Source organism: Faecalicatena orotica, assembly GCF_905197545.1.
Lineage (GTDB): Bacteria > Bacillota > Clostridia > Lachnospirales > Lachnospiraceae > Faecalicatena_A > Faecalicatena_A orotica.
In genome coordinates, this window is record NZ_CAJJZH010000008.1 from 221,479 (window position 1) to 235,491 (window position 14,013).

General features: G+C 39.8%; 14 protein-coding genes and 1 tRNA gene. 6 read left to right on the plus strand and 9 right to left on the minus strand.

Annotated elements, in window-relative coordinates; translation table 11 throughout:
* Window positions 1–4: 4 nt before the first annotated feature.
* From ABIN22_RS17400 to ABIN22_RS17425, 6 genes are all read left to right on the plus strand, one after another.
* Window positions 5–1,363, plus strand: a complete 1,359-nt coding sequence (locus ABIN22_RS17400) for an ABC transporter substrate-binding protein (RefSeq protein ID WP_109733288.1) — start codon at window positions 5–7, stop codon at window positions 1,361–1,363.
* 68 nt (window positions 1,364–1,431) lie between these two features.
* Complete coding sequence (locus ABIN22_RS17405; RefSeq protein ID WP_346910207.1) at window positions 1,432–2,313, plus strand: carbohydrate ABC transporter permease; 882 nt, start codon at window positions 1,432–1,434, stop codon at window positions 2,311–2,313.
* 1 nt (window position 2,314) lies between these two features.
* On the plus strand, window positions 2,315–3,103 hold the full coding sequence (locus ABIN22_RS17410) for a carbohydrate ABC transporter permease (RefSeq protein WP_346910209.1): 789 nt from the start codon (window positions 2,315–2,317) through the stop codon (window positions 3,101–3,103).
* A gap of 46 nt (window positions 3,104–3,149) precedes the next feature.
* Entirely contained in the window at window positions 3,150–4,760 is a 1,611-nt protein-coding gene (locus ABIN22_RS17415; RefSeq protein ID WP_118621887.1) for a glycoside hydrolase family 43 protein, read from the plus strand.
* A 25-nt stretch (window positions 4,761–4,785) separates the two neighbouring features.
* A complete protein-coding gene (locus ABIN22_RS17420) occupies window positions 4,786–5,529 on the plus strand; it encodes an SDR family NAD(P)-dependent oxidoreductase (RefSeq protein ID WP_118621888.1) in 744 nt (247 codons plus the stop codon).
* A gap of 55 nt (window positions 5,530–5,584) precedes the next feature.
* Window positions 5,585–6,046: a VOC family protein gene (locus ABIN22_RS17425; RefSeq protein ID WP_346910212.1), complete on the plus strand. Its 462-nt coding sequence runs from the start codon at window positions 5,585–5,587 to the stop codon at window positions 6,044–6,046.
* 85 nt (window positions 6,047–6,131) lie between these two features.
* Here ABIN22_RS17425 and ABIN22_RS17430 read toward each other — a convergent pair whose 3' ends face one another.
* The 9 genes from ABIN22_RS17430 to serS all read right to left on the minus strand — a co-directional run bounded on the left by ABIN22_RS17430 (window position 6,132) and on the right by serS (window position 13,996).
* On the minus strand, window positions 6,132–6,941 hold the full coding sequence (locus ABIN22_RS17430) for an ABC transporter permease (RefSeq protein WP_346910214.1): 810 nt from the start codon (window positions 6,939–6,941) through the stop codon (window positions 6,132–6,134).
* Window positions 6,916–7,755, minus strand: a complete 840-nt coding sequence (locus tag ABIN22_RS17435) for an ABC transporter ATP-binding protein (RefSeq protein ID WP_118621891.1) — start codon at window positions 7,753–7,755, stop codon at window positions 6,916–6,918. The genes ABIN22_RS17430 and ABIN22_RS17435 overlap by 26 nt, the downstream gene beginning before the upstream one ends.
* 20 nt (window positions 7,756–7,775) lie before the next feature.
* Window positions 7,776–8,585: an ABC transporter permease gene (locus ABIN22_RS17440; protein ID WP_118621892.1), complete on the minus strand. Its 810-nt coding sequence runs from the start codon at window positions 8,583–8,585 to the stop codon at window positions 7,776–7,778.
* Window positions 8,586–8,607: 22 nt separating this feature from the next.
* Complete coding sequence (locus ABIN22_RS17445; RefSeq protein ID WP_346910217.1) at window positions 8,608–9,567, minus strand: ArsR/SmtB family transcription factor; 960 nt, start codon at window positions 9,565–9,567, stop codon at window positions 8,608–8,610.
* A gap of 237 nt (window positions 9,568–9,804) precedes the next feature.
* Complete coding sequence (locus ABIN22_RS17450; protein WP_346910219.1) at window positions 9,805–10,830, minus strand: aldo/keto reductase; 1,026 nt, start codon at window positions 10,828–10,830, stop codon at window positions 9,805–9,807.
* Window positions 10,831–10,994: 164 nt separating this feature from the next.
* Window positions 10,995–11,435: a GNAT family N-acetyltransferase gene (locus tag ABIN22_RS17455; protein WP_346910221.1), complete on the minus strand. Its 441-nt coding sequence runs from the start codon at window positions 11,433–11,435 to the stop codon at window positions 10,995–10,997.
* 146 nt (window positions 11,436–11,581) lie between these two features.
* Window positions 11,582–11,655: transfer RNA gene (locus ABIN22_RS17460), tRNA-Arg, on the minus strand.
* A 161-nt stretch (window positions 11,656–11,816) separates the two neighbouring features.
* The gene (locus ABIN22_RS17465) at window positions 11,817–12,692 is read right to left on the minus strand and encodes a DUF3881 family protein (protein ID WP_109733278.1); all 876 of its coding nucleotides are present in this window, start codon (window positions 12,690–12,692) and stop codon (window positions 11,817–11,819) included.
* Window positions 12,693–12,706: 14 nt separating this feature from the next.
* Window positions 12,707–13,996 carry a serine--tRNA ligase gene (gene serS, locus ABIN22_RS17470; RefSeq protein WP_109733277.1) on the minus strand — a complete coding sequence of 430 codons (1,290 nt, stop codon included), beginning with the start codon at window positions 13,994–13,996 and terminating at the stop codon, window positions 12,707–12,709.
* Window positions 13,997–14,013: the final 17 nt, after the last annotated feature.

Genomic DNA, 14,013 nt, shown 5'->3' on the forward strand with positions numbered 1-14,013 from the left:
AGAAATGAAAAAAAGAAGAATTGCAGCAGCAGGCTTAGCAGCCTTAATGGTGATGACGTCAACTGTGCTCGCCGGGTGCGGCGGCAGCAAACCGAAAGAAGATACATCAACGGAAACATCAGGCGAAGTTGTCTGGTGGGGATGGACTCCGGGGTCACCGGCTAATGAAGAATATATTGCCGAGTTTAACAAAGAATATCCGGACATCAAGGTAACATGGAAACAGACTACAATCGATGATTATGATGCAGCTATCAAACCTGCTTTAGCTAATGGTGAGGGTGTTGATGCTTTTCAGGTTTCAGCAGGATCAGCAAACGGCGGAATTCAGGTATTTGGCGGACAGGCTATTGATTTAACTGATGCTGTTAAGGAAGCCTTAGGCGATGATTATGAGGATAAACTCAATGAGGCATCTATTACAACCATGACGGTCGACGGACAGCTGAAAGGACTGGGTGTCGGCAGTGTATATGCAGGAAATCTCTGGATCAATCAGGACCTTTTCGATAAATATAATGTAAAAATCCCTACTAACTATGACGAGTGGAAAGAAGCATGCCAGACCTTTAGAGATAATGGTATTGAAGGTTTCGTTCAAGGTGCAGGGCAGGGTGCATTTAACATGGATACCTTCCATGCAATCGCTGACAATGTAGAACCGGGGCTTTTTACCAAAGCAGCAAGGGGCGAAGCAGAGTGGACAGATGAATCCATCGTAAAAGCTCTGGAGTTGTGGAAAGGCTTATTCGACGACGGAATTATGCAAAAAGGTGCTCTTGGTATCCAGCAGTACCCAGAGGCAAACAATCTGTTTATGTCCCAGAAAGCAGCCATGGTTATGATGGGCTCCTGGTATACATCCAATACGCTGCCTGAAACGATGAAGGTTGCAATCGAGTCCGCAGCATCATCAGAAGAACCATTTACGATGATACCGATCGAATTCCCTGATATCGCAGGAACAGGAAATACAGGCTCCATGTTCGGCGATTTGGACTACTCAACAGCGGTATCTGCGACATCAGAAAACATCAAGGCAGCAACTACATTTGCCGTTTGGCTCGGAACTTCTGAAAGCGGACAGCAGATGATTGCTGACACACTGAACGTTGTTCCTTCACTGAAATCTATCACTCCAGATTGGGATAATGTAAAACTGGTAAATCCTGAGAAGCAGAATAACGAAATTAAAGACTATATTGAAAATGCTATGAACAGCGGAGATAACCCGCGCTTTGGAGCAATCAATGCAGATATGAATCAGGCAATGATGGATGTTCTGGCCGGCGTGGCAGGTGGGACAATGACTCCGGAAGACGGGGCTGCCCAGCTTGCAGCAACTCAGGCTGACAGTGAATAAGGGACCATATTTTGACAAAGGGGGCCGTTTTCTGGCCCCCTGCCAGTTAGAACTGAGGAGATTTAAATATGAAAAAGAATAAAGCAAAAAAATCCAGTAAGATGAATGGACTCCCGTGGATTCTTCCGGCATTTATTTTTGTTGTAGGTATTATATATTATTCCATATTTTATACATTTGACCTGTCTACATTAAATTGGAATGGCCTTGACCCGATTCAGACAAAAGTAGGGATAAGCAATTATACGAAGGTGTTTTCTGACTGGGTTTTCTGGAAAGCTATTACAAACACAATTGTTTATTTCATCGTTACATTTTTAGTCCAGAATTTTTTAGGCTTTATATTTGCCGCAATTCTGCATACAAAAGTAAAGCTCGCCACACTGCATAAGTGTTTGATTTTTATACCGACAATTCTGGCTCCTGCAACAATGGCACCGGTATTCAGACTTCTGTTTTCACCACAGGGGCTTCTGCAGGATATATTTAACGTGTTCCATCTCGGTATCACTGTTGACTGGCTGTCGAAATCAAATTCAGCGCTGATTATCCTTATGATGATTGCTGTATGGCAGTTCACAGGAATGAGCTTCATTTTATATTATGCGGCAATGAGCCAGATTGATAAAGAAATGCTTGAGGCATCGCATCTGGACGGGGCAGGAAATATCAGAACGCTATTCAGTATGGTACTTCCGAACTGCAAAGGCACTATCATTTCTTTAGCAATGCTTGGAATCATCGGAGCTTTAAAGACATTTGACATACCGTATCTGGTTACAACCGGCGGGCCGAATCATGCAACAGAATTTCTGGGTACCTATATTTACAGACAGGGGATCAGGCAGTCTCATCTTGGCTATGCAGCAGCAATATCAGTAGTGCTCCTTGTACTGGCAATCTGTGGCGCGCTGCTTATCAATAGGATGAATAAAGGGGAGGAGTCGTAAAATGTTTGAAGTTAGAAGTTTAAAAAACAAAGTTATTCTACAGATTGTTCTGCTGCTGATGACAATACCTTATGCGATTCCACTCGTACAGATGTTTCTTGGTTCTCTTGGTGGAACAGGTTTTTCAAATTATAAGGCAGTATGGGACACAGGTGTAGTTCCGACCTATTTTAGAAATTCACTCATCATCACAGCAGGTGTCATTATACTGGTGTATATCTTCAGTATGACAGCCGGTTTTGGATTTGCAAAACTACATATATTTGGAAAAGAAGTATTTTTCTGGATGATTCTGATTGCGTTAACTTTACCGGAAGTCATTATGTTATCACCTTTATTTGTAACATTTCAGAAGATGCACATGTTTAATACCTTCTGGGCAGTCATTTTGCCAAGTGCTGCACTGCAGCTGCCGTTCTCAATTCTGCTTGCACGAAATTTTGCCACCGGAATTCCGGATGAATTGATGGAGGCAGCAAGAATTGACGGTGCGAATGTCCGTTCTATGTTTTGGTATATTATCCTCCCGCTTACCAAACCAATTGCATCTTCTATTATTGTTTTGACATTCATCAACGCATGGAATTCTTATCTCCTGCCGCTTCTGTTCCTGCAAAGCCCGAGCATGCAGACAGTAACACTGCTCCCACAGTATTTCCAGGGTGAGTTTACAAATGACCAGACTAAAATACTTGCGGCAGCCGTAATCACTGCAATCCCGGAGATTATTGTTTACCTGTCCATGCAGAAGAATTTTGAAAAGGGTATGAGTGCCGGAGCGTTGAAATAGTTAGGAAACAAAAGGCATTCTATTTAAAATATAAAGGAGAATAAAGATGAAAATAATGAATCCGGTTCTTACAGGTTTTCACGGGGATCCGTCTATGATCAGAGTGGATGATACTTATTATATTGCGTCTTCCACATTCGAGTGGTTTCCCGGTGTCAGAGTTCATGAATCGAAAGATCTTGTACATTGGAATTTGACCACATCTATTCTGGACAGTGTAGAACTTCTTGACATGGAAGGCAATCCATGCTCCGGCGGTATCTGGGCGCCTGACCTGTCCTATGCTGACGGAAAGTTCTGGCTCGTCTACACAGATGTAAAAGTGGTAGAAGGTGCGTTTAAGGATATGTATAACTACCTTGTAACCGCAGAGGATATAAAAGGTCCCTGGAGCAGTCCCATTAAGCTGAACGGTGTTGGTTTTGACGCATCTCTTTTCCATGATGATGACGGGAAAAAATATCTTATCCAGCAGACATGGGATCACCGTGAATATAACAATCCCTTTAATGGACTGACCCTTACAGAATATGACGTGGTCAGCCAAAGGCTGAAACCAGAGACCGCAAAGACCGTATATGAAGGTACGAATGTAAAAACAGTTGAAGGACCGCATATCTATAAAATTAATGGATACTATTACATATTTGCAGCACAGGGTGGAACAATCTGGACACATCAGGAAGTTGTTGCCCGCTCAAAAAATCTGACCGGACCTTATGAAACAGAGCCGGACGGCCCATTCATAACCAACTTCGACACGCCCGACCATTATCTCCAGAAGCAGGGACATGGCTCCCTTGTTGAGACCCCTTCCGGAGAATGGTATTATGCTTCTCTTTGTGCAAGACCGCTCCACCATGCGACAGAAAATATTTATGATCCGAGAGGCTGGTGTCCGCTTGGCCGTGAAACAAGCATCCAGAAGGTCTATTGGGATGACCAGCATTGGCCGAGGATCGAAGGCGGGCACGGCGGCCTGAAGGAAGTGGATGCCCCGAAGGATGCCATATATACGGAGGCACCTGAAACCAATGCCGTTTATGATGATTTTTCATCGGATAAGCTGAATGGTGAGTGGAATACACTGCGGGTACCTTTTTCTGGGAAAATGGGAAAGACTGGAGGCGGAAAACTTGAATTAATAGGCCGTGGCTCTCTTTCAAATAAATTCGACCCATCCTTTATTGCAAGAAGATGGAAAGATTTTGAGTTTGAGGCTGTGACAAAGGTAAAATTCAACCCCTGCGGCTATCAGGCAATGGCAGGTCTTGCAAATTATTACAATAGTGAGCACTGGTCCTGGATCTTCATTACAAAAGACGATGAAGGCAATAATGTAATTGAAGCTGCCGAGTGCGACAATGGCAGATACACTTCTGCCCTGAAAGACAACGCTGTGAAAATTCCAGAAAATGCCGAATGGATATGGTTCAAGACAGTTGTCGATCATCTGGACTATTTTTATGAATATTCCTTCAACGGGAAAGATTGGAACAGAATACCTGTGAAATATGATGCCATGATTTTGTCTGATGATTATGTGAATTCCCATTACGGCGGCTTTTTTACAGGAGCATTCGTAGGTCTGGCCGCGGTTGATTATTCCGGCTATGAATCCAAAGCAGAATTTGAATTCTTTGAGTATATCGTTTAGACACAGAAAGGTTCGGTAGAAATTTATGAATAAATTATTGGATAAAGAATTGTGTGTTGTTACAGGTGCTGCAAACGGGATCGGCAGGGCTATCGCAGAACGTTTTATGAGTGAAGGCGCCGATTTGATTGTAGCTGATTATGATCTGGAAACCGCTAAAAAAGTATATGAGGGAAACAGTCAGGTTATCGATATTCTGAAGGTTGACGCAACCAAGGTAGAGGATCTGGAGAAAATAGCCGAGTCCGTAAAAAAAACAGGGCGTAAAGTCAAGGCAGTACTTCCGATTGTCGGAAACGGACCTCAAAACCCGATCCCGGAAATCACTCCGGAAGAGTTCCATCTGATTATGGATTTGAATGTTTTTTCTGCCTTTTTCACAGTACAGAAGCTTATTCCGTTTATGTCTGATAAATCCGCAATCGTTCTCATCTCATCCATTGCAGGTTTTCAGGGCGGGAAAAACGCCATCGTTTATAATGCGGCAAAAGCGGCGGTCAGGTCTATGGCCCGTTCTTTCACAGGCGAGCTTGCCGAAAAGGGGATCCGGGCAAATGCCATAAGCCCCGGACCGACAGAGACACAAGGGTTCACGGACTTTGTACATGACAATGACGAGATACGGAACAATATCATTTCACAGCTCCCCATCGGTCATATCGGAAAACCCAGCGAAATCGCGGCAGTTGCATTATTTCTGGCATCCGATGAATCGTCTTATGTGACAGGTGCTGAAATTATAACGGACGGCGGTTTTACGAATAAATAGATCAGGTAAGCAAAGAAACAAGTAAATAATAACATATAACATGAGGGAGACAACAATGGCATTATCATCAACGAATATCGTTAAAGTAATTGTAGTGACAGACGATTTGGAAAAAACTGTTTCAGCATATAAAACACTGCTGGGAACCGGGAAAGGGCCGGAAGCGCAGGATGGAGAACACAAAGAGGTAAGAACACCTTTTACGAAGTATAAAGGTGCTGATATTACAGATACACCTATGAAAGTGGAGAGTGTTTTCAGTGATAATTTCTGGTTCGAAATTATCCAGCCTCTCGGAAACAATGATCCCTGGGCAGACTGGTTAAAAGAACACGGCACGTCAATCTGCTCCATCTGCCTGTTATCAGACGGACCTCTGGAAAATGATGAAGAGATTGTAAAAAATGCAGGCTTCGAATCCATTTTTAAACAGGAAAAGGGGTATGAGGCTTACGAATATTTCGATACATCGGATGCACTTGGCGTATTAGTCGAGGTGAAAGAACAGTATATATAGATTTAACAATCCGCAGCCTATTTGTTAGAATGAGATTAGAAAAGGTACTACCGATAGACGGTTAGGTAGTACCTTATTATTTTACTTAATAGAACTGTAATTCTCCCGTTTTTCTATTGTGCTTTTCAACTTTACGTATTAAAAAAAATGTTATCATAAACATTACTATTAAACAAATTATTAATTCTATTAAATCAATACGCCAATTTTGCTCTCCAACTTTTATCTTTAGCACAAACCGAATAATATTAATACAATAGGTCAACGGGAAAAATAAAGAGAGAATGTGTGCCCATTTCGGAAAACACTCTCTTGGTATTCTCGTTCCTGAAAACAATACCATTGGAGTATCAAACACATTCATAATAATTGATGCGTCTCTGGAAAACATAAAAATAGCATTCAACATTCCACCCCAGATTGTTGACGATATCATCAATAACACAAAAACTAATGGCAGTAAAAAGATGTTATATATTTGAATTGTATTAGTATAAAACAAAATAAAAATGCAAAAACAAGAAAACATCCATGTCTCCTGCATCAGCGCACCGAGTGCTTTTCCATAAAGCATTGCCATTCTATTCGCAGGTGAAAGAAACGTTATTTCCAATGTACCTCCTGTGCGTTCCTGATGTGCCATTGACCATGCATTCTGCACCATTGACCAAAAACACGTATATGCCATAAAACCTGTCCCCAGAAAAGCTAACAGTTCCCTATGGCCTGATATCCCCATATACCCTGAAAATTCAAACGGTTTATATGTATAGTACACCTCAAAGAATCCTAAAACAGGCCAAATTAGCAGTGATAAATATACATATGCAGAGTGGTAATCATGCCTCTGTTGTTTCACAATCTCTGCTTTAATTACCAATACAATCTTTTTCATTCTTCACCTCCCGCGAATCCTGAATTATTTTCATAAGTATTTCTTCTAATCCCGGCTCTTGAAGAACTAATTTGGGTTTACAGTCAAATAACGCTTTCAGTTCTCCCTTCGTACCCCGTGCAATAATTTCCCCTTTATCTAACACATAAATATAATCGCATAATTCTTCGGCCTCACTAATATAGTGCGTTGTTAATAATATTCCTTTATTCTTTTTCTTTGCTAACCCTGCTATGACATTCCGAATTTCCTTTGCAATAACAATATCTAATCCAAGTGTTGGTTCATCTAAAAAAATGTATTCCGGATCATTTATCAGCCCTCTTGCAATTTGCAAACGCTGTTTCATTCCTTTCGAATATCTCTCAACAGGAGTATCTGCCGCCGCTTCCAATCCTACTACCTTTAGTAATTGTTCGATTTTATCATTTAATTCCTTACCACTTAATCCATATAAATTCCCAAAAAATTTCAAATTTTCTTTTGCAGTCAATCTCCAATATAAATTTCTTTCTCCGCCAGAAATAACATTAATCTTCTCTTTTACCCACAAATGCTCTTTTACCGCATCAACTCCATTCATTGTAATACTTCCAGATGTTGGCTCAATAATAGATGCCAGCATACGAATTGTCGTCGTCTTCCCTGCTCCGTTTATTCCTAAAACGCCAATAATTTTTCCCTGCGGAATTTCTAGTGAAATATCCTTAACTGCCCGTACAATTTTTTTACTTTTTGCCTGAAACATTCCCCTTTTTTCTTTAACTACATATTCCTTAGTCAAATTTCTCGCCACTATTTTCTCACTATCCATTTTTGCTCCTAACCTGTAATTTATCCAAATATATTTTCCACTAACTTCCGTTCCATCGTTTTATACCATACGATTCCAATTATCAGATATACAAACGATAAAATAATAATTTGTGATACCAATACATGATTTTCCATCAGATTTTGATTACCTATTACTACGTTTCGGAATAAAGTCACTGCAGGTGTTAATGGAAAAATCTGTGCTAGGTTCTGTATATAAAGTGGTAAATATTGAATGGGGTAAACTATACCACATACTAAACTCATTGTGACAAACAACGTGTTTTGTGTTAAATATGTATCTCTTGTATATAACATTACCGATGATAACGTTATTCCCATGCAAAAAAAACTTAATATTGCTAAAATAATGACTATAAATACTTTCAATGAAAAAAAATATTTCAAATTTGCACCCAACAGAATGCCTATTATTAACACTGTTCCAAATTCTAATAATGCCCGTGTTGTTTGTTCTAATAAACAGCCGAGAAAATAATACTTTCTCGGGGCCGGAGACAATAATAAAACTTCTAAAGTTCCCTCTCTTAATTCAGTTATAAGAGCCCGGCCTATATTCATCAATGTAGAAACAGCTAAAACATTTAGCGCAGAACCTAATACAATATAAGTCATATAGTCAGCCCCTTCTGTATATTTGCTGAAGTCTGCATTTATATTTCCATACATAAGGTAATAATATATAAAATATGGAAAAACAATCTGTGTAACACCAGTTAGTATTCTCGAAACCATAAATGACCACGGTACCGCTCTTATAATTCCTGTCCGGATTTTTTTATACGTCGAAAAAATTACCCGCCACATCTTCTCCACACCTCCTGATATTCTAAATTAACATTGTTTCATAAAATTTATATGGAATAAAATCAATTACTTCCATTCTAAATTCATATTCTATATAAACTCCTTTTCTTATCTTTCGCACCAGACCAGCCTCCAACATAATCTTTAAATGTTTCGATATTGCCGCCTCACTTAACTGCATTTTTTTGGCTAACGCTTGTGTCGTACATATTCCTTGTAATAATAGTTGAATTATTTTCAGTCTTGTTTTATCTCCTAACGCTTTGAACACATTCGAAAATTCTTCCGGAATATCAGCTTTTATATTCTCAACCATTACACTCTTAACCATTTCTAACCGATATTTATTATTGCTCATCCACAAATGAGGATATACAAATGTGCTAGCCGTAATAGTCACACTATCTATTTCCTGTTTCCCATATTTATATTCTTGATCTTTTTTATACACAATTTCATTTTGTGTTATTTTTAACCTTGAATGAATTCTTTCGCACCAACTCCATACCCCTTCTTTTTTACATTTGTCCCTTTCTCTTTGTAAAATTTGTAAAATATATTGCCGCAAAATCGTTTCTTCCATTTTAAAAGAATATGTATAATACCTTTCTATCACATCTAATATTTTATTTCTTTCTTTGATACACATTTCTTTTCCTGTTTCAGAACATTTAACCCATGCATTCCATTGATAAATATTCTTTTTACGAAAAAAGGTAAGCATATCCGGTATTTCTAACTGAGATATCTCTTCCCATTTTTCCGAATCAATGACTAACAGCCATGAATCCGTTAAACAGCTCAATTCTCTTATTTCTTTTACCAAATCCGGATATTCTTCCTCTTTCAATTTTGCCCATTTCTTTCGGGATATATGATGCTCTGGATTAGCCAATACATGCATTGAAAAAAACAGTTCCCATACCGCCGAATAAGAAATTATAAATTTAGTCCCCTCATAAAAGAACGTATCCAGTATCATAATACATTTCCTCCAATTAACTAACCGGTTAATTAGTACATTTTTCTCTTAATGTACGTGTATTATATTGATGATGTTTATCTTTGTCAATATTTATTTTCTCCTTCTGGTAATTTCAAAATGAAGTGATGCTAAAAAAGAAAAAGTGCCGGAAACATTAAATTTCCAGCACTTTGCACGCTAATTTTTTCTCCACCATCAGTCACTCCGGATTAAGAAGTACATCCTGGACTGCTTTTAGACATCCACTTCCCCCGCCAGAATTTTCTTATAATCCTCATAATTCTTTTTCAACAGCTCCGGCGTATTGAGCTCATAAGGACACCTCTTCTTACACTCGCCACAATTCAGACAATTCTCTATCTTCTTCATATTATCCTGCCACTGGGGACTTAACCAGTCAGCAGATGGCGCCCTTCGGATCATCTGTGACATCCTTGCGCAGTTATTGATTGGAATCTCAGCCGGACACGGCAGACAGTATCCACATCCACGACAGAAATCCCCTGTCAGCTCCAGTTTTTCCTTTTCAATAAATGCAGTTATCTCCTCATCCAGAACCGGAGGATGCTCCATATATCCAAGCCACTCCTCCAACTCTTCCAGCTTCTGAATCCCCCATATCGGCAGTACATGGTCGAACTGGGACATAAACGCAAAAGCCGCGCGGGAGTTGTTAATCAGCCCTCCTGCCAGACCCTTCATGGCAATAAATCCCATTTTCTGTTCTTTACACATATCAACCAACTCCAGCTCCTTGTCAATAGAAAGATAGCTGAGCGGATACTGCATTGTCTCATAGAGTCCCGACTTTACACACTCCCTTGCCACTTCAAGCTTATGGGAAGTTACGCCAATATGGAGTATTTTACCCTGCTCCTTCGCCTTCTGCATACATTCATACATGCCAGTCCCGTCCCCTGGCCGGTAACAAGTATCCACACAATGAAACTGGTAGATATCTATGTAGTCTGTCTGAAGCATCCGGAGAGATTCCTCAAGATCACACCAAAACGCCTCCGGCGTCCTCGCCATTGTCTTACTGGCAAGAAAAATCTTATCTCTTACCTCTCCCAGCGCCTTACCAATCTTCTGCTCACTATCACTATAGGCCCTTGCGGTATCAAAAAAAGTCATACCACCCTCATAAGCCCTCCTCAAAATCAAAGACGCCATCTCCATATCCACCCTCTGAACAGGCAAGGCGCCAAAAGCATTCTGTGGCACAGTAATGCCTGTTGTACCTAACGTAACCCGCTTCACAAATATACCTCCTTACAATCTAATCTATATTAATATTAATTATACATGGTTTTCAAATGATTACAATTGCTTTAGTTTTACATGACTGATATACTTTCAGACTATTTTGTAGTGACACATATAGATGAAGAACGGAATGTTGTCTTTGTTGCTTTTGAAATTTATCAGGCTAACCTCATATATAAAAGTGGATATGGATTACCTTGTTCATCACATTCTGTTCTTTTATAAACTTCAAATCCCATGTATTCATAGAAACCTTTAGCAAGAGGATTTTGTTCATTAACGGCTAAATCATTAACTGAATATTTATCTATTCCATATTTAAGCAGTTCTTTACCAATTCCTTTCCCTCTTTCCTCATGAGAAATAAAAAGCATTTCAAGGTGTTGTTCTACAATACCCATAAAACCAACTGGAACTTGATTTTCGTTTTCAACAATAATTAATTTGGGGATCTCATTGAGTGCTTGTGGTACATACTTCTTAATGTCTTCTATTTCACTAACCGATAGAAAGAGATGTGTTGCCTTTACAGAACTTTCCCACACTTTTAATAACTGCTCTATCAGCGAATTTCTGTCTGTTACTTCAATAATTTTCATTTTATATACCTCATCAAATTGAAAGTCGTTTTTTTAATTATATCACACATCCACACTTTTTTTCTTTAGGGGTTGCCCCCTATTATTCCCAAACAAAAAAGCCGAAGCCCTTTGTTTTCCAAGGTATCTCCGACTTTTTCCATTAGCGTTCCTGAGCGGATTCGAACCGCTGGCCTTCCGCTTAGGAGGCGGACGCTCTATCCTGCTGAGCTACAGAAACTTATAAAACTTTATTTACTTATTTCCTGAACACAACTATTAATATAACATGAAACTCAAATTTTCTCAACTTTTTTCGGGAAGAATTTTAGAAGAATTTTAAATTTTATAGTTATGAAACTTTATATATTTCCTATACTTCTTTCATTCTTCCCGTTTTATTTAAAAATTAATATATCCCTGCAGCCATATAGTACCTTTAAAACGTCTGCCGATCTCTGGTTCCCCCATTACCTCGTTTGCAGGAACGCAGATATCAAACTGCAGCTCATTCACATCGAGTTTCATCTGATATAAAGGTTCTTTTGTCAGGATATTCTCCCGCTTTCTTACGGCCAGTATCTCGCCCATGATTGAGTACAGGTCACATTCCACACCATAAGGCATAAAATATGTATCAACGATGGTGAAGATATCCTCTTTCATAAGACGTCTCGATACCTTTGAGTATGTATCGATATCATCAAGCGTCAGTGTCTCGATTGCAGTCGGGTCACCGCTTCTTGCTGCATCAAGCAGCAGTTTTCTGTTATCGGATGCCTCCCTCTCCGTCTTAACCTGTTCCTCACTCTTTCTCACAGGAAAAAGTATCTTTCCTGACAATGCGAGCCCTGAAAACGTAACTGAGGTCGCCATGCCGTTCACGAGTCCCAGCTGGCGCTCCCTCATATACTCAATTCCATTCTGGAGATGGAAGATCAGGCTGATGCCGACTTTCGGGTCTTCACAGATACCTACATACTGTTCCTTTTCAATTCTTTTGTCTACGGCTACATCTGCATAAGTAGTGATTCCGCTTCCTTCAAAATATGGAAAGTAATAATCTGCATCAAAATTCTCTTCTTCATCTAGTTCCCCGCAGATTGTAATACCTACATTCTGCCCGTATTCCTTCTGGAACTCACAGTAATCTGCCCAATCCTTATATGACACAATTGTCTGATGCGTAAAATTAGTTTCTACCTGTTTCAGAAGTTCTTTTAAATCATTCTTTGTCTTCAAGTTATTGAAACCAATTGCTTTTAGGTATTGATGCATAATGTTCTCCAAATCTATTTCTTTTTTACAGCAATTTCAGTATTTCCGCCCATATATGGCTGAAGTGCTTCCGGTATCTTTACAGAACCATCTGCCTGGAGATTATTTTCAAGAAAAGCAATCAACATTCTCGGCGGCGCCACTACTGTATTATTTAGTGTATGCGCAAAATATTTGCCATCTGCACCTTTTACTCTGATTCCCAGTCTTCTTGCCTGAGCATCCCCGAGGTTAGAGCAGCTTCCTACTTCAAAATATTTTTTCTGTCTCGGTGACCATGCTTCAACATCTACTGATTTCACTTTCAGGTCTGCCAGATCTCCTGAGCAGCACTCTAACGTACGGACAGGGATATCCAGTGAACGGAACAGATCTACCGTGTTCTGCCACAACTTATCATACCACTGCATACTCTCTTCCGGTTTGCAGACAACGATCATTTCCTGCTTTTCAAATTGATGGATGCGGTATACACCTCTCTCTTCTATTCCGTGTGCACCTTTTTCTTTTCTAAAACATGGCGAATAGCTTGTCAGTGTCTGGGGAAGTTCCTCTTCAGTCAGCTGTGTATCAATAAATTTACCGATCATGGAATGTTCACTTGTACCGATCAGATACAGGTCTTCACCCTCGATCTTATACATCATGGCATCCATTTCTGCAAAACTCATAACGCCTGTTACGACATTGCTTCTGATCATGAAAGGTGGTACACAATATGTGAATCCTCTATTAATCATGAAGTCTCTTGCATATGAGATTACAGCGGAATGAAGGCGCGCTATATCCCCCATCAGATAGTAGAATCCATTTCCGGCAACTCTTCTCGCGCTGTCCAGATCAATTCCGTTAAACTTCTCCATGATCTCAGTATGATATGGAATCTCAAAGTCCGGTACTACAGGCTCGCCGTACCTTTCTATTTCTACATTTTCACTGTCGTCTTTTCCTATTGGAACAGATGGATCAATGATATTAGGTATAATCATCATCTTCTGTTTGATGTTTTCTTCTACTTCTTTTTCCTCTGCAGAAAGTGTTTCTATTCTGTCAGCATTTTCAGCAATCTGCTTTTTAACAGCTTCTGCCTCTTCCTTTTTTCCCTGACCCATGAGGGCGCCAATCTGTTTGGAAATCTTATTCTTCTCTGCACGCAGTGCTTCTACTTCCTGTTTAATCTCCCGGTTTCTCTTATCCAGCTCGAGTACTTCATCAACTAATGGGAGCTTTGAATCCTGAAACTTATTTCTGATGTTCTGCTTTACCTCTTCTGGATTGTTTCTTACAAATTTAATGTCTAACATAGTATCCTCCTCAATTT